Genomic DNA, 21,637 nt, shown 5'->3' with positions numbered 1-21,637 from the left:
GCCCGGTATGCTTGCGCCGCCGGGCAAGAATAAATTAACGTCGGGAACGGACTATCTGATAGCGGCGGGTGAAATATTCAAATGGCGCACTCCAGACATGTACCAGGCGAGTGAAGGGGAAGAGCAGGAAAATCGTCATCCCGAGCACCAGGTGAACACGGAAAACGAACGCCACACCGGTCAGCATTTCCGACGAGCCTCCCCGGAAGGTGACGATGCTTTGTGCCCAGCCAACCAGCTTCATCATTTCGCTGCCATCGGGATATTGTGCCGAGAATGGAATAGTACTCAGACCCAGCAGGCACTGGATCAGCAGGATACTCATGATAATGATATCCGGCATCGTCGAGGTAGCGCGCACACGCTGGTTGGTCAGGCGACGCCACAACAGACCCGCACCGCCGATCAGCGTTAATACCCCACAGACACCACCCAGAATCATGGCCATCTGCTGTTTAGCCGCAATCGGCAGGAACCAGGCATACATCCAGTGAGGCGTTAGCATACCGAACAGATGGCCAAAGAAAATCCCCAGAATCCCGATGTGGAACAAATTTGACCATACCACCATCCCCCGTTTATCCAGCATCTGACTGGAGGAGGCGCGCCAGGTGTATTGCCCATAGTCATAGCGCAGCCAGCTTCCCAGGAAGAAAACCGTCGCGCAAATATACGGATAGATATCGTAAAAAAAGACGTTCAGATAATGTATCATTTCGGGCCTCCCGCACTGACGTCAACGTATTGTGGCGCAACGTCCTGGCTAAAGCGTCGTTGATAATTCTGCAATGGGGAACTGTCACAGGCGGTGGCGTTCTCGTCGATAAACTTCACCTGTTCCTCCTCCCATACAGCGTCCAGAGCCTGACGGGTGTCATCGCGGGTTTCCTGGATAACCTGTTTTGTGACACTGTCACTTGACAGCGGACTGCCTGCCAGCTGTAGCAGGGCATCAAACAACGGGTACCACGGCGTTTGCCGCTGTTTAAGACGACCGCCGAGCAGCGCCAGAATAGGTGCTACATTTTGCAATCCTTCGCGGGCTTGTGCCTCCGGCAGAACGCTAAGATATTCCAGATAGAGTGGTAGATGATCCGGCAATTCGCGGCAGTCAAGTTGCAGCCCCACCTTCTCATACTGGTTGAGCAAGTCGACCATCGCCTGACCACGATCGCGCGATTCTGCATGGACATGTTCAAACAGTAACAGCGAGGTGGCGCGCCCACGATCGAACACCTCGCACCACTCGGCCTGTTTGTCGAGCAAAGGGGCATTAAGCAGTTCGCGGGTGAAATCGGTTAACATGGGCGCTTCATGGCGTACCAGTGCCAGCGCGTCATCTTTACACTCCCACAATAGTTCATCCGGATACTCCATCAGCAGGCCAATCACCTTGAGGATTTGCATTATTCACCCTCCGCCTTATCACGCACTTCAGTAATATTGATGGCATCAATACGGCTACTGTTAAACAGGTTAAATTTGGTATCAGAACCGTGGCAACCATCACCAAAAGTGAAGCCGCAGCCATTGCGCTCAGGGAAGGCGTCGCGCGCCATTTCCCGGTGGCTGGTGGGGATCACAAAGCGATCTTCATAGTTGGCAATCGCCAGATAACGGTACATTTCTTCAACCTGCTCGACGCTCAGGCCGACTTCCTCAATCGCACGTGTATCTGTGACGCCTTCCACCGTTTGCGAACGCATATAGTGGCGCATTGCCATCATCCGTTTCAGGGCGCGAAGAACCGGGCCGGTATCACCTGCGCTGAGCATATTGGCCAGATACTGCACCGGAATGCGCAGGCTTTCTATCGCTGGCAGGATCCCCTCTGACTGAGGCAAACCGCCTGCATCGGCATAGGATTGAATCGGCGATAACGGTGGCACATACCAGACCATAGGGAGAGTGCGATACTCCGGATGCAGCGGCAGCGCCAGCTTCCAGTCCATCGCCATTTTATAAACCGGCGACCTTTGAGCAGCGTCAATCACGTTTTGCGGAATCCCTTGCTTCAGCGCTTCTTCAATCACGACCGGATCGTTTGGATTGAGGAAGACCCCGCACTGACGTTCATAGAGATCGGTTTCATGTTCGGTGCTGGCGGCCTCTTCGATACGATCGGCGTCGTACAGCAGTACACCGAGATAACGGATGCGGCCAACGCAGGTTTCTGAGCAAACGGTGGGCTGACCGGATTCGATACGTGGATAGCAAAAGATGCACTTCTCAGACTTGCCGCTCTTCCAGTTAAAGTAAATTTTCTTATATGGGCAGCCGCTGATGCACAGGCGCCAGCCACGGCATTTATCCTGGTCAATCAGCACAATACCGTCTTCTTCACGCTTATAAATAGCGCCGCTCGGGCAGGTGGCGACACAACTTGGGTTCAGACAGTGTTCGCATAAGCGCGGCAAATACATCATGAAAGTATTTTCAAACTGGCCGTACATTTCTTTCTGAATTTTGTCGAAGTTACGGTCGCGGGCACGCTTTTCAAACTCACCGCCGAGCAACTCTTCCCAGTTGGGTCCCCAGATAATTTTATCCATCCGTTTTCCGTCAATCAGCGAACGCGGGCGGGCGGTGGGCTGGTACTTGCCCTCCGGCGCGCTGTGCAAATGCTGATAGTCGAAGGTAAACGGCTCATAGTAATCGTCGATTTGCGGGATCACCGGGTTAGCGAAGATTTTGGTGATAACCCCCATTTTGCCGCCCAGACGCGGCCTGATTTTACCGTTAATGTCCCGAACCCAGCCGCCTTGCCACTCCTCCTGATCTTCCCAATTTTTTGGGTAGCCGATGCCGGGCTTGGTTTCCACGTTGTTAAACCATGCGTATTCCATCCCTTCACGCCCGGTCCAGACGTTTTTACAAGTGACTGAGCACGTGTGGCAACCGATGCATTTATCAAGGTTAAGGACCATGCCAACCTGCGAGCGTATTCTCATTTTTTCGCCTCCTGTACCTGGTCCCGGCCTTCTTCGTCCAGCCAGTCGATATTTTTCATTTTTCTAATCATGATGAATTCATCGCGGTTTGAGCCAACCGTCCCGTAGTAGTTAAAGCTGTAGGCTAACTGCGCATAGCCGCCGATCATATGCGTTGGTTTTGGACAAACGCGGGTGACCGAGTTGTGGATCCCACCGCGCATACCGGTAATTTCTGACCCCGGAATATTCATGATGCGTTCCTGAGCGTGGTACATCATCGTCATCCCTGGCGGAACGCGCTGGCTGACTACCGCTCGCGCCGTTAGCGCGCCGTTGGCATTGAAGGCCTCAATCCAGTCGTTATCTTCAATACCCAGTTCGCGGGCATCGGTTTCGCTGATCCAGACAATCGGCCCGCCACGCGACAGTGTGAGCATCAGCAGGTTTTCGCTATAGGTGGAGTGAATGCCCCATTTCTGGTGCGGCGTCAGGAAGTTAAGTGCTTTTTCCGGGAAACCATTTGGCGGCACCTCGCGCATTTCGCTGACGCTGCGGGTATCGATTGGCGGACGGTAAGCCACCAGACTCTCGCCAAAGGCGCGCATCCACGCATGATCCTGATACAACTGTTGGCGACCGGACAGGGTACGCCAGGGGATCAGCTCATGAACATTGGTATAACCGGCGTTATAGGAGACGTGTTCACTTTCCAGCCCGGACCAGGTGGGGCTGGAGATGATTTTTCGCGGCTGTGCCTGAATGTCCCGGAAGCGGATCTTCTCATCTTCCTTGTTTAAAGCCAGATGGGTATGTTCCCGACCGGTGATTGCGCCCAACGCTTCCCAGGCTTTAACCGCTACCTGACCGTTGGTTTCCGGTGCCAGCGCAAGAATAACCTCTGAAGCATCCAGCGCCGTTTCAATCAGCGGTCTGCCTTTCGCCGGGCCTTCCCGCTTGGTGTAATTAAGCTTGCCGAGAAAATCGACTTCGTTTTGCGTATTCCACGAAATTCCCTTACCGCCATTCCCCAGCTTATCCATCAGCGGACCGAGCGACGTAAAACGCTCCCAGGTAGCGGGGTAATCACGCTCGACCACCACGATATTAGGTGCCGTTTTTCCGGGGATGAGATCGCATTCGCCTTTGCGCCAGTCAGCAATATCAAACGGCTGCGCCAGCTCTGCCGGAGAGTCATGTTGCAAAGGTTGCAACACTACATCGGTTTCCTGTCCCAAATGACCCACGCACACTTCGGAAAACACTTTCGCGAGCCCTTTGTAGATTTCCCAGTCGCTTTTCGATTCCCACGCCGGATCAACAGCGGCAGATAGCGGGTGGATGAACGGATGCATATCCGAGGTGTTCATATCGTCTTTTTCATACCAGGTGGCGGTTGGCAGAACGATATCGGAAAACAGGCAGGTGCTGGACATACGGAAATCAAGCGTGACCAGCAGATCGAGTTTGCCCTCAATCGCGGCGGCCTGCCATTCAACCTCTTCAGGTTTGATACCTTCACTTGACCCCAGCGCTTCCCCCTGAATACCGCTTTCCGTACCCAGCAGATATTTGAGCATATACTCATGCCCCTTGCCGGACGAACCCAGCAGGTTGGAACGCCAGACGAACAGGTTACGTGGGTGATTAATGCCGCTATCAGGCTGTTCACAGGCCATACGGATCTCCCCGGACTTCAACGCCTGCGCGGTAAATTCTGCGGGCGATACTCCCGCTTGTTCCGCTCTGGCCTTTATGCTTAGCGGATTAAGGTTAAGTTGCGGCGCGGAGGGCAGCCAGCCCATCCGCTCGGCTCGCACGTTAAAATCGATCAGATGACCGCTGAACTTATCCGGGTCGGCCAACGGCGAAAGAAGCTCCTGCGCGGTGAGCTTTTCATAGCGCCACTGACTCGCGTGATTATAGAAAAATGAAGTACTGTTCATCTGACGCGGCGGACGGTTCCAGTCCAGCGCAAAAGCCAACGGTAGCCAGCCGGTTTGCGGTCGCAGCTTTTCCTGTCCGACATAGTGCGCCCAGCCACCGCCGGTTTGCCCCACACAGCCACAAAACACCAGGATATTGATCATTCCCCGGTAGTTCATGTCCATGTGATACCAGTGGTTGACCCCGGCACCCAGAATAATCATCGACCGGCCATGCGTTTTATGCGCGGTATCGGCAAACTCACGGGCGATCTGCTCGATGTGGCGACGCGGTACGCCGGTAATTTGTTCGCCCCAGGCCGGGGTGTAGGCTTTTATCTCTGCGTAATCTTTGGCGCTGTGGGTATCCTCCAGCCCGCGATCCAGACCGTAGTTCGCCAGCACCAGATCGTACACGCTTACCACCGCGCGCTCGCTGCCGTCCGCCAGGGTCAGGCGTTTGACGGGCAGCTGGCGGATCAACACCGGCTCTTGTTTAACGCTGCGAAAATGCGGGTTTTCGTTGCCGCCGAAGTAGGGGAAAGCCAGGCTCGCCACGTCGTCGTGCAGACCGAGCAATGACAGCGACAGTTCTGTTTCAACGCCAGCGGCCAGCGATTCCAGATTCCATTTACCTGTTTCCCCCCAGCGGAAACCAATTGAGCCGTTCGGCACGACCATTTCACCTGCGCTATTGAAGGCGACAGTTTTCCACTCGGGGTTATTCGCTTCCCCAAGCCCATCAATGAGATCCGAGGCGCGCATCATACGTCCGGGGACAAAGCTGCCGTCATCACGGGAATCGAGCAGAACCAGCATCGGCATGTCGGTATAACGACGGCAGTAATTAAGGAAGTAGTCGCTGGGATTATCCAGGTGGAACTCTTTTAAAATCACGTGTCCCATCGCCATCGCAAGGGCGCTATCGGTTCCCTGTTTCGGCGCCAGCCACTGGTCACACAGCTTGGCGACTTCCGAATAGTCCGGGGTGATGGCGATGGTTTTGGTGCCTTTGTAGCGGACTTCGGTGAAGAAATGGGCGTCCGGAGTTCGTGTTTGCGGTACGTTTGATCCCCAGGCGATGATATAGCTGGAGTTATACCAGTCGGCGGATTCCGGCACGTCGGTTTGCTCGCCCCAGGTCATCGGTGATGCCGGTGGTAAATCGCAGTACCAGTCATAAAAGCTCAGGCAGGTGCCGCCCAGCAGGGAAAGGTAGCGCGTGCCCGCGGCGTAGGAAACCATTGACATCGCCGGGATCGGCGAAAATCCCGCCACCCGATCCGGGCCGTAGGTTTTTATGGTCCACACGTTAGCGGCGGCAATCAGCTGGTTTAGCTCCTTCCAGGTAGAACGAATAAATCCGCCGCGCCCGCGCACCTGCTTATAGCTCTGGCACTTTTGCGGATCGTTCATAATCGATTCCCATGCCAACACCGGATCGCCGTGCTCGGTCAACGCATCGCGCCACAGCGCGATTAAACGTTTACGCACCAATGGGTATTTCAGGCGATTGGCGCTGTACAGATACCAGGAATAGCTCGCGCCACGCGGGCAGCCGCGAGGTTCATGATTAGGCAGATCGGGACGGGTACGCGGGTAATCCGTCTGTTGCGTTTCCCAGGTTACCAGACCATTTTTTACGTAAATCTTCCAGCTACAGGAACCGGTACAGTTAACGCCATGGGTGGAGCGCACAATTTTGTCAAACTGCCAGCGCTGGCGATAACTGTCTTCCCAGTCACGGTTGGTGTGCATCACCTGACCGTGGCCTTCGGCAAAGGTATCGCCTTTTTGTTTAAAGTAACGAAAGCGATCCAACAGTTTACTCATGACATTTCTCCTGCTCCGATAATATTGCCGGATGGCGCTACGCTTATCCGGTCTACTTCAACCCGTGGGCCGGATATCCGGCGCCAGAAAATCATGCTGTTATGGTTGTTGAGGTTTACGTCGCCCATAGACCAGCCAGGTCACCAGGACACAAACGATGTAGAACACCAGGAAGATTTTCATCGCCCCCACCGGAGAACCGGTCAATGCCAGTGACGAACCGAAGGCTTTGGGGATGAAGAAGCCGCCGACAGCGCCGATGGCGGAGATAAAGCCAAGCGCGGCTGCAGTATCGGTAACGGCTTCGCGCTGGGCTTGTTCTTCCGTACCACCACGTAATTTCACCCGGTAAAGGGTTATCTGGCGGAAGATCACCGCAATCATCTGAAACGTCGACCCGCTGCCGAGTCCTGCCGTCAAAAACAGCCCCATAAAGACGAGGTAAAAGGCGATAAAACTTCCCGAACCGGAGCCCGGCAGCGTCAGGAACAGCAAAGCGGTGAACAACGCCATAAAGATGAAGTTAATCAGCGTGACACGAACACCACCGAACTTATCCGAAATTACCCCACCAGCGGAACGCGCCAGCGCGCCGATAAACGGGCCAAAGAACGCCAGTTGCAGAATGTTTACGTCGGGAAATTGCGTTTTAGCGAGCATGGCGAAACCTGCTGAAAAGCCAATGAATGAACCAAACGTCGCCAGATACAGCAGGCTAAGCAACCACAGGTGCAGACGTTTTAGTACTGGCAATTGCGAGACGATAGACGCTTTAGCGCTGGCAATATCGTTCATCCCAAACCAGGCCGCCAGCGTCGCGACGGCCAACAAAGGGGCCCAAATCCAGGCGGCGTTGGTAAGAGAGAGCAGCGAACCATCGGGTTGCGGTACGCCCCGGACGCCCAAAAAAGTAAATATCGGAAGAAAAATAACCAGTGGCGCAATCAACTGCATTACGCTGACGCCAAGATTTCCCAGCCCGCCGTTAATGCCCAGCGCGCTACCTTGTCTGGCCCTGGGAAAGAAAAAACTGATGTTGCCCATACTGGACGCGAAGTTCGCGCCAGCGAAACCACACAGCAGAGCGATAATCATAAATACTCCGAAAGGAGTGGTATGCTGTTGTACGGCGAATCCCAACCAGACGCAGGGAATAATCAATATTACCGTACTCAATACGGTCCATTTACGACCGCCGACCAGCGGTACCATAAAGGAGTAGGGGACGCGTAATATTGCGCCAGAAAGCGAAGGTAATGCGGTTAATAAAAAGAGTTGATCAGTAGTGAAATTAAAACCTATTTTATTGAGGTTGACGGCTACAGCGCTAAACAACATCCAGACACAAAATGCCAGCAACAAACAACTTACTGAAATCCATAAATTTCTTCTCGCGATGCGTTTCCCTTTATTTTCCCAGAAAGCAGGATTTTCGGGTCTCCAGTCATTCAAAAGATAACGATTATAATTCTTGTTTTGTCGTGTCATAGCACCCTCACATGCGTATATCATTTGAAAAAAAGCAAAAAAGGGACAGAGAGCCTCACGCGCTCTTTTGAGAACTTATTGAAGTTTTTTTAGAATGTTGAGTGAAAGAATAGATAAAAAATCAGACGGGCGCGGAGTAGAGAGAGGATATAACGTTTCTTAATTGTTACCAATTGTAAAGCAATGGTGAATATTATTCAGCTTTTTGTAACTTTATGCAAAGAGTTCAAGCGTAATCATATGATCGAGATGTTTTGCAAAGGCGGGATCGGCCATCTCCGGAATGCCAAGGACATACATACCGTCCAGACCGCACACCAGAGCGATAAGCCGCCAGGCAATATCCGTAGCGTGAGAGGAAAACGTAAATTCCCCCGCGTGTTTCCCCTCTTCAATAATAGTGACCGTTTCCTCATGCCACATCTGCATGGTAAGAAGGTAAGCGTTCCTGATATGCGGATCCCGGTCGGCCAAAATCTGCGCTTCCCGCCACAATTTTATGTAAGGTTCGAAGCCACCATCTTCGCTGCCCAGCATGGCATGAAGCCGTTCGCGCCAGGTGGTGGGGGCAGGAACATGTCCTGCGTCAAGCAGGGTACGAATCAAATGAACAAATGCCAGCGCTTTGAGTTCGCCCGCCGAACTAAAGTGGTGGTGTACCTGTCCGGCGGCGACGTCAGCCTCTGACGCGATACGTCGTACCGTCATAGCGGCAAATCCCTCTTCCAGCGCCACGCGCATCGCCGCTTGCAGGATCACTTCGCGACGTTCATCCCGGTTCAGATAACTCATATTTTCCCCACATTAGCCAGCACGTGCAGTTTAACAAAAAGCTGGACATTCGTTCAACTTACCGTAGGATCTCAAAGCTGGACAAGCGTCCAACTTTGAGATTTTAAAGGGAGGGTTATGTTTCGTCAGTGGTTAACGTTAGTTATTATTGTGCTGGTTTATATTCCTGTGGCCATTGATGCCACGGTCCTGCACGTCGCCGCACCTACGCTGAGTATGACGCTGGGTGCCAGCGGCAATGAGCTGCTGTGGATCATTGATATTTATTCTTTGGTAATGGCAGGGATGGTGCTGCCGATGGGGGCGCTTGGCGATCGCATCGGGTTTAAACGCCTGTTGATGCTGGGCGGGGCGCTCTTTGGCCTGGCCTCACTGGCGGCGGCGTTCTCGCATACCGCCGGTTGGCTGATAGCCACCAGAGTATTACTGGCTATCGGCGCGGCAATGATCGTACCGGCGACGTTGGCGGGAATTCGCGCGACCTTTTCCGAAGAGAAGCATCGTAACATGGCACTGGGCGTCTGGGCTGCGGTAGGTTCGGGCGGAGCGGCGTTCGGCCCCCTTATCGGTGGTCTATTACTGGAACACTTTTACTGGGGATCGGTTTTTCTGATCAACGTACCGATCGTTCTGATCGTCATGGCGTTAACCGCCCGTTATGTTCCACGTCAGGCGGGGCGTCGCGATCAACCGCTCAATTTTACCCATGCGGTGATGTTGATTATCGCCATTTTGCTGTTGGTCTATAGCGCCAAAACGGCGCTAAAAGGACATCTGTCGCTGGGGATAGTCTCGCTAACCTTACTCACCGGCGCGCTGCTGCTGGGATTCTTTGTTCGTACCCAGCTCGCCACCTCGCGTCCGATGATTGATATGCGACTATTTACCCATCGTATTATCCTCAGTGGCGTAGTGATGGCAATGACGGCAATGATTACGCTGGTAGGGTTTGAACTGCTGATGGCGCAGGAATTACAGTTTGTTCATGGGTTATCACCTTATGAAGCCGGGGTATTTATGCTACCGGTAATGGTTGCCAGCGGATTCAGCGGGCCGATTGCAGGCGCGCTGGTCACGCGTCTGGGTCTACGGCTGGTGGCGACAGGAGGAATGGCGTTAAGCGCGATGAGTTTTTATGGCCTGGCGGTGACCGACTTCAGCACCCAACAATGGCAGGCCTGGGGGCTGATGGCGTTACTGGGATTTAGTGCCGCCAGCGCATTGCTGGCCTCCACATCGGCAATTATGGCCGCCGCGCCGGCAGAAAAAGCGGCCGCGGCTGGCGCTATTGAAACAATGGCTTATGAGCTTGGCGCGGGGCTGGGTATCGCCATTTTTGGCCTGCTGCTGAGCCGCAGTTTCTCAACCTCTATCCGTCTGCCCGCCGGGCTTGACGCGCAGGAGATAGCCAGGGCGTCGTCCTCAATGGGGGAAGCGGTACAACTGGCGAATAGTCTGTCGCCCGCGATGGGTCAGGCAATACTGAATGCCGCCAGACACGCGTTTACCTGGTCACATAGCGTGGCGTTAAGCAGTGCCGGAAGTATGCTTCTTTTACTGGCGGTGGGAATGTGGTTCAGTCTGGCAAAAGCGCAACGCCGATAAGTTAATGCGCTAACTGGCAGGGATAGTCCATTTCCTCAACTTCTTTACCGCTGAGGCGTGCGTACTGTCCTGTCAGTCGCCAGAAAGCAGGTTGGGTTTCGGTATAAATTTCCGCGGCCAGAATCAGCCGACGGCGGTCAACTTCGTTCAGTTCCAGTAATGTCCAGGGAATAAAATAGCGTCCTGAATCGGTCAGCCGAAACCACAGCGGACATCCGCAGCCGGAACAAAAATAGCGTTCGCCGCGTGAAGAGGATGAAAAATGTGGCGGTTCAGGTGAAAGGGGGGCCAGTTGGGGCTGCCCGCAGGCTTCCAGATACATGGCGATTCCGCCAGACCATTTTTGACACAGCGTGCAGTGGCAGGCATAGACATCGAGTATTTCGACGTTAACGGTAAAATGGCTCTGCCCGCAAAGGCAACATCCTGTGAACGTTTGCACGGCATACTCCTTATGACCGGTTCAACATCATGATAAAAAGCCAGCCCATCATGGGCTGGCCTGGAATATATTACATCACGCAGACTTAGAACTGATAGTTCAGACCAACAGCAACGATGTTGTCGGTAGACACTTTAGCTGCTTTGGTGAAGTTGCTGTCGTCCAGCAGGTTGATTTTGTAATCAACGAAGGTAGACATGTTTTTGTTGAAGTAGTAGGTTGCGCCGAGATCGATGTACTCAACCAGATCCTGGTCACCGAAAGTACCGAGGTTTTTACCTTTGGATTTCAGGTAAGCGATAGATGGACGCAGACCGAAGTCAAACTGGTACTGAGCAACCGCTTCAAAGTTCTGGGTTTTGTTTGCGATAAACGCGTTACCTACGGCATCTTCACCGAAGTTGGTCATGTTCAGCGTTTCGGAGTAGGTCGTCGCCAGGTAGATGTTGTTCGCATCATATTTCAGGCCAGCAGCCCAGACTTCAGCATTTTTACCTGCGGCGTTCAGATTGCTTGCAGCTTTAACCTGGTTGTTAGTACGGTCAGATTTCGCATAGGCCGCACCTACGCCAAAGCCTTCGTATTCATACGTTGCGGACAAACCGAAACCGTCGCCGTTAGACTCATAAGCATTGGCACGGTCGTTTTTGCCCTGATACTGTGCGGCAAAATTCAGCCCATCAACCAGACCGAAGAAGTCAGTGTTACGGTAGGTTGCAACGCCAGTAGTACGGCCAGTCATGAAGACATCAGCCTGAGTCCAGGTGTCGCCGCCGAATTCCGGCAGAACGTCGGTCCATGCGCCGATGTCGTAAGCAACGCCGTAGTTACGGCCATAGTCGAAAGAACCGTAGTCAGCGAATTTCAGGCCAGCAAATGCCAGACGAGTTTTATCTTTGTCAGAACCCTGGCTTTCAGTACGGTTGCCTTTGAATTCATATTCCCACTGACCAAAACCGGTCAGTTGGTCGTTGATCTGCGTTTCGCCTTTAAAACCCAGTCGCGCGTAAGTTTTGTCGCCATCACTTCCGTTATCATCAGAGAAATAATGCTGAGCATGAACTTTGCCGTACAGATCCAGTTTATTACCGTCTTTGTTATATACCTCGGCTGCGTTTACCACGCCTGCTGCCAACAGGGAAGTCACTGCCACTGCCACTAACTTAAGTTTCATTTTAATAATCCTTATAATTTTCTTAGCGTGTTTCCTCAACCATTGCTAAACAAAGAGTTTGTCAATGGCAGACTATTTTTAAATGAGGGAGAGGTATAAATTCAATAATAAGTTTCATAACATTACAAATTATTTTAATTTGTGTGATCCAGATCGCCTTAATACATTTAAGAATATTAATTTAAATAGGGATTTACTGAAGAGATATATTTACGAAGGGGATTATTGTTTTATTTATTGTTTTATTATTAGTAATAACTAAAGATTATTATATGCAACAATACAATTTCCTGTTAGCAGGAAAGATAAATAAATTATCAAATTATTATCATTATATTAACATATTTAACTACTTTGCAAATTACATCCGTTTATAAGATGAGACCCGGTTCATAGTAATAAAAAGTGGCTCTTAGAAAAGCGTAAACCCGGCACATGAAAATAGCTGACAATAAAAGCGTAGCCGTGTTACTGAACGTGTCAAGTTACAGCGGGTCAATTTTGTGGTAAAACGGCCCGCCCATCGCGATCAGGTTCGGCGCGTTGCCAGCCAGCAAAGCAGGGAACCAACACACACCATGGCCGCGCCTTGCCAGAAGGAAAAGGACAGGGGGGAGCGGAGTAATAGTGCCGCCAGAGCGGAGGACATTACCGGTGTAAAATAAGACCCTACGGCCATAATAGTCACATTGCCATGAAGGATGCCCACATTCCATGCCGCGTAGGCAAACCCCAATGTTAATGCTGCGGAAAACAGTTTAACCATCACCGGCAGGCTGAATGTCATGGCAGGTTGCGGCGTAAGAAAATAGTATAACCATAACGCCATGGCGGTGAGTAAAACAAAGACGGTGATACCGTTATAACCATGAGCATATTTATTGGTCACTGTGCAGTAAGCCGCCCATATAAAAGCCCCCAGAAATGCCAGGAAATAACTTAACGGGCTGGAGGCAATATTGTTGATAATTTCACTGGAATTAAGACCGTTCTCGCCTCCCAGAACCCAGCACACGCCAGTAAGTGCGATAAGTAATCCAGGAACAATAAGCCAGTGAGTTTTTTGCCCATTGAAAAGAATGGCAAATAAAATAGTCAGACTGGGCCATAAATAGTTGACCATTCCCACTTCGATAGCTTGATGGCGAGTGGCAGCATAACCAAGAGAAAGCGCCAGACATATTTCGTAGCTAACAAATAGCACACTGCCTGCGATGAGGTATCGCCTCGGGAAATGGCGAATATCAGGTAATCCGACGGTAAAAATCAGCAGCAGACCGCTTAGTGAATAGATCATGGCTGCGCCGCCAACCGGCCCCAGACCTTCACTAACGCCGCGAATTAACCCAACCATCGAGCTCCACAGTACGATGGCAACCAGCCCTGTCAACGTTGCTTTTTGTGGTGTCATTCTTTGTTATTGTCCAATACAGCGCAAAATAAACTGCCATTTATAACATTCCTTCCCGGGGAGACGCTATGCCGCGCCATTTTTAAGTAACACCTTGGAGTTATTGCACCTTAAAATTGGGACTATTTAGTAGCGGAAACGTTTCAATATTGATTTGACGCAAAAAAGTTATGGATTTTGCTGTTAGTTTCCTCGCGAAGTTATACACGCATCCTGGACTGAGGTTTTGCTGGATGCGTGCATCCCTGGAAAAAAGAGGAAAGCAATGGACGTCAGCCGCAGACAATTTTTTAAAATCTGCGCGGGCGGTATGGCGGGAACAACAGTGGCCGCACTGGGTTTTACACCTAAAATGGCTCTGGCTCAGGCGCGAAACTATAAGCTGTTGCGCGCAAAAGAGATTCGTAATTCCTGCACATACTGTTCCGTAGGTTGTGGGCTATTAATGTATAGCCTGGGCGATGGGGCAAAAAACGCGAAAGAAGCGATTTATCATATTGAAGGCGACCCGGATCATCCGGTAAGCCGTGGCGCGCTCTGTCCAAAAGGGGCCGGTTTGCTGGACTATGTACACAGTGAAGACCGCTTGCGCTATCCGGAATACCGCGCGCCGGGTTCTGACAAATGGCAACGCATCAGTTGGGATGACGCCTTCAGCCGTATTGCAGCGCTGATGAAGGCGGACCGTGACGCCAACTTTATTGAAAAGAACGAGCAGGGCGTTACGGTTAACCGCTGGCTTTCCACCGGGATGTTGTGCGCCTCGGCGGCCAGCAATGAAACCGGTATGCTGACGCAAAAATTTGTGCGTTCCCTCGGGATGCTGGCGGTAGATAACCAGGCTCGCGTTTGACACGGACCAACGGTAGCAAGTCTTGCTCCAACATTTGGTCGCGGTGCGATGACCAACCACTGGGTAGATATTAAAAATGCCAACGTCGTGGTGGTGATGGGCGGTAACGCCGCCGAAGCACATCCGGTGGGATTCCGCTGGGCGATGGAAGCGAAGAACAATAACGATGCCACCCTTATCGTTGTTGACCCTCGTTTTACCCGTACAGCCTCGGTTGCCGATATTTATGCGCCGATCCGTTCCGGCACAGATATTACATTCTTGTCCGGTGTGCTGCTGTACCTGATCGAAAACAACAAAATTAACGCTGAATATGTTAAGCATTACACCAACGCCAGCCTGCTGGTGCGGGATGATTTTGCCTTTGAAGACGGTCTGTTCAGCGGCTACGATGCGAAAAAGCGGCAATACGACAAATCGTCCTGGAATTACCAGTTCGATGAAAACGGCTATGCCAAACGTGATGAAACCCTGACCCATCCGCGTTGCGTGTGGAATTTGCTGAAACAGCACGTTTCCCGCTATACGCCGGAAGTAGTGGAAAATATCTGCGGTACGCCAAAAGCCGACTTCCTGAAAGTGTGTGAGGTACTGGCTTCTACCAGCGCCGCCGATCGTACCACCACCTTCCTGTACGCGCTGGGCTGGACGCAGCATACCGTGGGTGCGCAAAACATCCGTACCATGGCGATGATCCAGTTGCTGCTGGGCAACATGGGGATGGCTGGGGGCGGCGTAAATGCGTTGCGCGGTCACTCGAACATCCAGGGGCTAACCGACTTAGGGCTGCTGTCTACCAGCCTGCCAGGTTATCTGACGCTGCCGTCAGATAAACAGGCGGATCTGCAAACTTACCTGTCCGCGAATACGCCGAAGGCCACGCTGGCAGAACAGGTGAACTACTGGGGCAACTATCCAAAATTCTTCGTCAGCCTGATGAAATCTTTCTATGGCGATGCCGCGCAGAAAGAAAATGACTGGGGCTTTGAGTGGTTACCGAAGTGGGATCAAGCCTACGATGTCATTAAATACTTCAACATGATGGATAACGGTAACGTGACCGGTTACATCTGTCAGGGCTTTAACCCGGTAGCGTCCTTCCCGGACAAAAACAAAGTAGTGCAGTCCCTAAGCAAACTGAAGTATCTGGTGGTTATCGACCCGCTGGTAACGGAAACCTCAACCTTCTGGCAGAACCACGGCGAGTCGAATGATGTTGATCCGGCGTCGATTCAGACCGAAGTGTTCCGTCTGCCGTCTACCTGCTTTGCCGAAGAAGATGGCTCTATCGCTAACTCCGGACGCTGGTTGCAATGGCACTGGAAAGGTCAGGATGCGCCGGGCGAAGCGCGTAATGACGGCGAAATTCTGGCCGGTATTTATCATCGTCTGCGCGAAATGTATCGTACCGAAGGCGGTAAAGGTGCTGAACCGTTGCTGAAGATGAGCTGGAACTACAAGCAACCGGACGAACCGCATTCAGAAGAAGTGGCAAAAGAGAACAACGGCTATGCGCTGAGCGATCTCTATGACGCTAATGGGGTACTGATTGCGAAGAAAGGCCAGTTGCTGAGCAGCTTTGCCCAGCTACGTGATGACGGCACGACGTCATCTTCCTGCTGGATTTATACCGGTAGCTGGACCGAGCAGGGCAACCAGATGTCCAGGCGTGATAATGCTGATCCGTCCGGACTGGGCAATACGCTGGGCTGGGCCTGGGCATGGCCGCTAAACCGCCGTGTGCTGTATAACCGCGCGTCCGCCGATCCACAGGGTAAACCGTGGGATCCGAAACGGATGCTCATTGAATGGAACGGCACAACGTGGACAGGTAATGATATCCCGGACTTCAACAATGCAGCGCCGGGCAGTGGCACTAATCCGTTCATCATGCAACCGGAAGGACTGGGGCGCCTGTTTGCCCTTGATAAGCTGGCGGAAGGGCCGTTCCCGGAACACTACGAGCCGATGGAAACGCCGCTGGGCACCAACCCGCTGCACCCGAACGTTGTCTCGAATCCGGCTGCGCGTTTGTATGAAGACGATGCGCTGCGGATGGGTAACAAAGATCAGTTCCCGTATGTCGGTACCACCTATCGTCTGACCGAGCATTTCCACACCTGGACCAAACACGCATTGCTGAACGCGATTGCGCAGCCAGAACAGTTTGTGGAGATAAGCGAAACGCTGGCGGCAGCGAAAGGCATTGCCAACGGGGATTACGTTAAGGTCACCAGCAAGCGTGGTTTTATTCGCGCGGTGGCGGTGGTTACTCGCCGTATACGTACGCTGCAGGTCAACGGCCAGCAGGTTGAAACGATAGGTATTCCGCTGCACTGGGGCTTTGAAGGGGTCGCGCGTAAAGGTTATATCGCTAACACCCTGACGCCAAATGTCGGTGATGCAAACTCGCAAACGCCGGAATATAAAGCGTTTTTAGTTAACATCGAGAAGGCGTAAGGGGGCGAGTATATGTCTATGGAAACGCAGGACATTATTAAACGGTCTGCAACAAACTCCATCACGCCGCCTCCGCAGGCGCGTGATTACAAAGCCGAAGTCGCGAAGCTTATTGACGTTTCTTCCTGCGTGGGTTGTAAAGCCTGCCAGGTGGCGTGTTCTGAATGGAACGATATCCGCGATAACGTTGGCCATTGTGTCGGAGTGTACGATAATCCCGCCGATCTGAGCGCCAAGTCCTGGACGGTGATGCGTTTTACCGAAACCGAACAGAACGGCAAGCTGGAATGGCTGATTCGTAAAGATGGCTGTATGCACTGTGAGGATCCGGGCTGTTTGAAAGCATGTCCGTCTGCCGGGGCGATTATTCAGTATGCGAACGGGATCGTCGATTTTCAGTCCGAGCACTGTATCGGTTGCGGTTACTGTATCGCCGGGTGTCCATTTAATATTCCGCGCCTCAATAAAGAGGATAACCGCGTCTATAAATGTACACTTTGCGTCGACCGCGTCAGTGTGGGCCAGGAACCCGCCTGTGTCAAAACGTGCCCGACCGGGGCTATTCATTTTGGCACCAAGAAAGAGATGCTGGAGCTGGGCGAGCAACGCGTGAAGAAGTTAAAAGCGCGCGGCTTTGAACATGCCGGTATCTACAACCCGGATGGCGTTGGCGGAACGCACGTGATGTACGTACTGCATCACGCTAACCAACCGGAGCTGTACCACGGTTTGCCAAAAGACCCGCAGATCGATACCTCAATTAATCTGTGGAAAGGGGCGTTGAAGCCGCTGGCTGCCGCCGGATTTATCGCGACCTTCGCTGGACTCATTTTCCATTACATCGGTATTGGTCCGAACAAGGAAGTTGACGACGACGAGGAGGATCATCATGAGTAAGTCGAAAATGATAGTGCGTACGAAATTTATCGATCGCGCTTGTCACTGGACGGTGGTGATCTGCTTCTTTCTGGTGGCGTTGTCAGGAATTTCATTTTTCTTTCCGACGTTACAGTGGCTGACGCAAACCTTCGGCACACCGCAGATGGGACGTATTTTGCATCCGTTCTTCGGTATTGCCATCTTCATAGCGCTGATGTTTATGTTCGTGCGTTTCGTCCACCACAATATTCCGGATAAAAAAGATATTCCGTGGCTAAAAAATATTGTGGAAGTGCTGAAAGGCAACGAGCATAAAGTGGCGGATGTCGGCAAATACAACGCAGGACAGAAGATGATGTTCTGGTCAATCATGAGCATGATTTTTGTGCTACTGGTAACTGGGGTCATTATCTGGCGTCCCTATTTCGCGCAGTATTTCCCGATGCAGGTAGTACGTTATAGCCTGCTTATTCATGCAGCGGCGGGGATTATTTTAATGCACGCGATCCTTATCCATATGTATATGGCATTTTGGGTGAAAGGTTCGATTAAAGGCATGATCGAAGGGAAGGTTAGCCGTCGCTGGGCGAAGAAACACCACCCGCGCTGGTATCGCGACATCGAGAAGGCGGAAGCGAGAAAAGAGAGCGAAGAAGGTATTCAGTAATGCGTTAACGCTCTTATATATAAAGGCGCTACTACAGTCAGTAGCGCCTTTGGCCCATCAGGCCTGGTCAGACTGCGCCCGAAATTGAGACGGGACGGCCACAGCAGATTGCTTAACGACGGAAGTCGATGACCATACGGCCACGGATTTGTCCCTGTTCCATCTCTTTAAAAATAGCGTTGATATCTTCAAGCGGACGCAAAGCAACTTTCGGCACGACTTTTCCTTCCGCTGCGAACTGGAAGGCTTCAGTAAGATCCTGACGTGTACCTACCAGCGAACCGACAACCTGAATCCCATCCAGTACCAGACGAGGGATATCAAGGTTCATGGCTTCTGGCGGCAGGCCGACTGCCACTACGCGGCCTCCGGCGCGAACGGCATCTACTGCGGAATTAAACGCCGCCTTAGCGACTGCGGTGACGACAGCCGCATGTGCGCCGCCGGTTTTTTCCTGCACCATTTTCGCTGCGTCTTCTGTACGTGAATTAATGGTCAGGTCCGCGCCCATTTCTTCGGCCAGTTTAAGCTGTCCATCATTAACATCAATGGCGATCACTTTAGCATTAAAGACATTTTTCGCGTATTGCAATGCCAGATTACCAAGACCGCCCAGACCATAAATGGCTATCCACTGGCCAGGTTTAATATGTGAAACTTTTACCGCTTTATAGGTAGTAACGCCCGCGCAGGTAATACTGCTTGCCGCCGCAGAATCCAGACCATCCGGCACCTTCACCGCATAATCCGCGACCACAATACACTCTTCGGCCATGCCGCCGTCCACCGTGTATCCGGCATTTTTTACGTTACGGCACAGAGTTTCATTACCCGTATTGCAATACTCACAGTGCCCGCATCCTTCAAAAAACCACGCAACGCTCGCACGGTCGCCTGGCTTTAGCGAAGCTACGCCGGGCCCGACCTCAGCAACGACGCCAATACCTTCATGTCCAAGAATGACACCAGTTTTGTCACCGAAATCTCCGTTTTTTACGTGGAGATCGGTATGGCATACGCCACAGCACTCCATTTTCAGCAAGGCTTCACCGTGGCGAAGGGGACGCAGCGTTTTCTCAGTAACATCAACCTGATGATCTTGTGTGACAACAGCAGCTTTCATAACCTTCTCCTTATCATAATAGTGAACTGCATAGCAGGTAGGTGCTATTACCTCTTCAGGATTAATATTTCTGATGAGTTATGCAAGGTCTCAGAAATATAATGTAATAATTTCTCCAGGATTTTTCTAATAAATCCCCGTTAAAAACATAAAGGTAGCTAATGTTAGTGGCTTGACAAATAAGCAGTGTAAGAATTAGCGCACTGATAAGATCTTTCGCGAACAGAAGGGGAAACGAGATCCGGCGGCGGTCACCGCCGGATTTACATTAAATGGACGTACGACGGTAGTCGCGGTATTCCGGTTTCCAGAAATTATCATCAATTGCCTGTTGCAGCGCTTCCGCAGACGTTTTCACCGCGACGCCTTGCTGCTGCGCCATTTTGCCTACAGCAAAAGCGATGGCGCGCGAAACCATTTGAATATCTTTAAGCGCTGGCAGCACTAATCCTTCGCCGTTATTCACCAAAGGAGAGTGTTTTGCCAGGGTTTCACTGGCGGACATCAGCATTTCGTCAGTAATGCGCGATGCGCCGGAAGCAATCACCCCCAAACCAATGCCGGGAAAAATATAGGCGTTATTACACTGTGCAATCGGATATACCTTATCTTTCCAGACCACCGGCGCAAATGGACTGCCGGTGGCCACCAGCGCGTTGCCTTCCGTCCAGGCGATAATGTCCTGCGGCGTAGCTTCTACGCGAGAAGTAGGATTAGAGAGCGGCATGACGATCGGGCGAGGGCAATACTTGTGCATTTCGCGAATGATCTCTTCAGTAAAGAGCCCGGTTTGGCCGGAAACGCCGATCAGGATATCCGGCTTCACGTTACGCACCACATCCAGCAGCGACAAGACGTCATTTTCGGTATCCCAGTGCTGGAGATTCTCGCATTTTTGTACCAGTTTTGTCTGGAATGACAACAGATTCGGCATCCGGTCGGTCAGCAGGCCAAAGCGGTCAACCATAAAGACTTTCTGCCTGGCGGCATCCTCGCTTAAACCTTCACGCTGGGTTTGCGCGATAATCTGTTCGGCAATCCCACAGCCGGCGGAACCCGCGCCGAGGAAAACGATTTTTTGCTCGCTAAGCTGGCTACCGGCGGCGCGACTGGCGGCGATTAGCGTGCCAACGGTCACAGCGGCAGTGCCCTGAATATCATCATTAAAGGAGCAAATCTCATCCCGATAGCGCGTCAACAGCGGCATCGCGTTTTTCTGCGCAAAATCTTCAAACTGAAGCAGAACATCCGGCCAGCGTTGCTTAACAGCCTGAATAAACTCATCGACAAACGCATAATATTCATCGTCGGTAATACGCGGATGGCGCCATCCCATATACAGCGGATCGTTGAGTAACTGCTGATTGTTCGTACCGACATCCAGCACGACCGGAAGGGTATAGGCCGGGCTAATGCCACCGCAAGCCGTGTATAATGACAGTTTACCGATAGGGATCCCCATTCCGCCAATGCCCTGGTCGCCAAGACCCAGTATGCGTTCGCCATCCGTCACCACAATGACTTTAATGTTGTGGTTAGGCACATTCTGCAGAATGTCATCCATGTTGTGGCGGTTCTGATAAGAGATAAACACACCGCGCGCCCGACGATAAATCTCAGAAAAGCGCTCGCAGGCGGCCCCCACTGTAGGGGTATAAATGACCGGCATCATCTCATCAAGGTGGTTCTGTACCAGCCGATAGAACAGCGTTTCGTTGGTATCCTGGATGTTACGCAGGTAAATATGCTTATCAATTTCCGTTTTGAAACCCTGATACTGCAGCCAGGCGCGCTCGGCTTGTTCTTCGATCGATTCGACGACCTCCGGCAGTAAACCTAACAAATTGAAGCTACGGCGTTCTTCTATGCTAAAAGCACTGCCTTTGTTTAACAGCGGGAATTCCAGTAGGACAGGGCCAGCGTAAGGGATATAAAGGGAACGTGCTTTCTTGGTTGTAGTTTCCATGTCACTCACTCTTTTTTGAATAACCGTCCCTGGCGCTGCCATTTATCATCATATATTGCCTTGCCGCCAGGGAACCGGCCCTGAGTATA

Annotated in this window: 15 protein-coding genes; 4 read left to right on the top strand and 11 right to left on the bottom strand. The window is 51.9% G+C overall.

Going from position 1 to position 21,637, the window contains the following annotated elements; translation table 11 throughout:
- Window positions 1-34 precede the first annotated feature (34 nt).
- The 6 genes from narI to SBG_RS07240 all read right to left on the bottom strand — a co-directional run bounded on the left by narI (window position 35) and on the right by SBG_RS07240 (window position 8,968).
- Window positions 35-715 carry a respiratory nitrate reductase subunit gamma gene (gene narI, locus SBG_RS07265; protein ID WP_000582242.1) on the bottom strand — a complete coding sequence of 227 codons (681 nt, stop codon included), beginning with the start codon at window positions 713-715 and terminating at the stop codon, window positions 35-37.
- Window positions 712-1,407, bottom strand: coding sequence for a nitrate reductase molybdenum cofactor assembly chaperone (gene narW, locus SBG_RS07260; RefSeq protein WP_001166339.1), 696 nt, complete (start codon window positions 1,405-1,407; stop codon window positions 712-714). The genes narI and narW overlap by 4 nt, the downstream gene beginning before the upstream one ends.
- Window positions 1,407-2,951, bottom strand: a complete 1,545-nt coding sequence (gene narH, locus SBG_RS07255; protein WP_001222669.1) for a nitrate reductase subunit beta — start codon at window positions 2,949-2,951, stop codon at window positions 1,407-1,409. The genes narW and narH overlap by 1 nt, the downstream gene beginning before the upstream one ends.
- Window positions 2,948-6,688, bottom strand: coding sequence for a nitrate reductase subunit alpha (locus SBG_RS07250; protein WP_000040416.1), 3,741 nt, complete (start codon window positions 6,686-6,688; stop codon window positions 2,948-2,950). Before SBG_RS07250 ends, narH begins: the two co-directional genes overlap by 4 nt.
- A gap of 99 nt (window positions 6,689-6,787) precedes the next feature.
- Window positions 6,788-8,176 (bottom strand): NarK family nitrate/nitrite MFS transporter, encoded by a 1,389-nt coding sequence (locus tag SBG_RS07245; RefSeq protein WP_000198266.1) that lies wholly within the window; start codon window positions 8,174-8,176, stop codon window positions 6,788-6,790.
- A gap of 213 nt (window positions 8,177-8,389) precedes the next feature.
- On the bottom strand, window positions 8,390-8,968 hold the full coding sequence (locus SBG_RS07240; protein WP_000121053.1) for a TetR family transcriptional regulator: 579 nt from the start codon (window positions 8,966-8,968) through the stop codon (window positions 8,390-8,392).
- Window positions 8,969-9,085: 117 nt separating this feature from the next.
- Here SBG_RS07240 and SBG_RS07235 point away from each other — a divergent pair, with 117 nt between their 5' ends.
- Window positions 9,086-10,573 (top strand): MFS transporter, encoded by a 1,488-nt coding sequence (locus tag SBG_RS07235; RefSeq protein WP_000489722.1) that lies wholly within the window; start codon window positions 9,086-9,088, stop codon window positions 10,571-10,573.
- Between the two features lies 1 nt (window position 10,574).
- Here the strand turns inward: SBG_RS07235 and SBG_RS07230 are convergent, their stop codons facing one another.
- The 3 genes from SBG_RS07230 to yddG form a co-directional block, all read right to left on the bottom strand.
- Entirely contained in the window at window positions 10,575-11,015 is a 441-nt protein-coding gene (locus SBG_RS07230; RefSeq protein ID WP_015702873.1) for a GFA family protein, read from the bottom strand.
- An 85-nt stretch (window positions 11,016-11,100) separates the two neighbouring features.
- Window positions 11,101-12,189: a porin OmpD gene (gene ompD, locus SBG_RS07225; RefSeq protein ID WP_000769042.1), complete on the bottom strand. Its 1,089-nt coding sequence runs from the start codon at window positions 12,187-12,189 to the stop codon at window positions 11,101-11,103.
- Window positions 12,190-12,718: 529 nt separating this feature from the next.
- Window positions 12,719-13,600, bottom strand: coding sequence for an aromatic amino acid efflux DMT transporter YddG (gene yddG, locus SBG_RS07220; RefSeq protein ID WP_000188837.1), 882 nt, complete (start codon window positions 13,598-13,600; stop codon window positions 12,719-12,721).
- A 265-nt stretch (window positions 13,601-13,865) separates the two neighbouring features.
- Between yddG and fdnG the strand changes: the two genes are divergently transcribed.
- The 3 genes from fdnG to fdnI are packed head-to-tail and all read left to right on the top strand — an operon-like array spanning window position 13,866 to window position 18,459.
- Entirely contained in the window at window positions 13,866-16,913 is a 3,048-nt protein-coding gene (gene fdnG, locus SBG_RS07210; RefSeq protein ID WP_086935867.1) for a formate dehydrogenase-N subunit alpha, read from the top strand.
- Between the two features lie 12 nt (window positions 16,914-16,925).
- Entirely contained in the window at window positions 16,926-17,810 is an 885-nt protein-coding gene (gene fdnH / locus SBG_RS07205; protein WP_000061603.1) for a formate dehydrogenase N subunit beta, read from the top strand.
- On the top strand, window positions 17,803-18,459 hold the full coding sequence (gene fdnI / locus SBG_RS07200) for a formate dehydrogenase-N subunit gamma (RefSeq protein WP_000045632.1): 657 nt from the start codon (window positions 17,803-17,805) through the stop codon (window positions 18,457-18,459). Before fdnH ends, fdnI begins: the two co-directional genes overlap by 8 nt.
- 112 nt (window positions 18,460-18,571) lie before the next feature.
- Here fdnI and adhP read toward each other — a convergent pair whose 3' ends face one another.
- Both adhP and SBG_RS07190 read right to left on the bottom strand, forming a co-directional pair.
- Window positions 18,572-19,582 carry an alcohol dehydrogenase AdhP gene (gene adhP / locus SBG_RS07195; protein ID WP_000642438.1) on the bottom strand — a complete coding sequence of 337 codons (1,011 nt, stop codon included), beginning with the start codon at window positions 19,580-19,582 and terminating at the stop codon, window positions 18,572-18,574.
- 268 nt (window positions 19,583-19,850) lie between these two features.
- Window positions 19,851-21,548 carry an NAD-dependent malic enzyme gene (locus SBG_RS07190; protein ID WP_000450498.1) on the bottom strand — a complete coding sequence of 566 codons (1,698 nt, stop codon included), beginning with the start codon at window positions 21,546-21,548 and terminating at the stop codon, window positions 19,851-19,853.
- Window positions 21,549-21,637: the final 89 nt, after the last annotated feature.

The sequence above is a fragment of the Salmonella bongori NCTC 12419 genome, from assembly GCF_000252995.1.
Classification (GTDB): Bacteria; Pseudomonadota; Gammaproteobacteria; order Enterobacterales; family Enterobacteriaceae; genus Salmonella; species Salmonella bongori.
Note: the sequence above shows the minus strand (reverse complement) of the source record. Positions and strands in the feature narration are given on the sequence as shown.

Coding starts and splice junctions, on each gene's coding strand:
- narI (WP_000582242.1), bottom strand. CDS start 715: ATGATACATTATCTGAACGTCTTTTTTTACGATATCTATCCGTATATT.
- narW (WP_001166339.1), bottom strand. CDS start 1,407: ATGCAAATCCTCAAGGTGATTGGCCTGCTGATGGAGTATCCGGATGAA.
- narH (WP_001222669.1), bottom strand. CDS start 2,951: ATGAGAATACGCTCGCAGGTTGGCATGGTCCTTAACCTTGATAAATGC.
- SBG_RS07250 (WP_000040416.1), bottom strand. CDS start 6,688: ATGAGTAAACTGTTGGATCGCTTTCGTTACTTTAAACAAAAAGGCGAT.
- SBG_RS07245 (WP_000198266.1), bottom strand. CDS start 8,176: ATGACACGACAAAACAAGAATTATAATCGTTATCTTTTGAATGACTGG.
- SBG_RS07240 (WP_000121053.1), bottom strand. CDS start 8,968: ATGAGTTATCTGAACCGGGATGAACGTCGCGAAGTGATCCTGCAAGCG.
- SBG_RS07235 (WP_000489722.1), top strand. CDS start 9,086: ATGTTTCGTCAGTGGTTAACGTTAGTTATTATTGTGCTGGTTTATATT.
- ompD (WP_000769042.1), bottom strand. CDS start 12,189: ATGAAACTTAAGTTAGTGGCAGTGGCAGTGACTTCCCTGTTGGCAGCA.
- yddG (WP_000188837.1), bottom strand. CDS start 13,600: ATGACACCACAAAAAGCAACGTTGACAGGGCTGGTTGCCATCGTACTG.
- fdnH (WP_000061603.1), top strand. CDS start 16,926: ATGTCTATGGAAACGCAGGACATTATTAAACGGTCTGCAACAAACTCC.
- fdnI (WP_000045632.1), top strand. CDS start 17,803: ATGAGTAAGTCGAAAATGATAGTGCGTACGAAATTTATCGATCGCGCT.
- adhP (WP_000642438.1), bottom strand. CDS start 19,582: ATGAAAGCTGCTGTTGTCACACAAGATCATCAGGTTGATGTTACTGAG.
- SBG_RS07190 (WP_000450498.1), bottom strand. CDS start 21,548: ATGGAAACTACAACCAAGAAAGCACGTTCCCTTTATATCCCTTACGCT.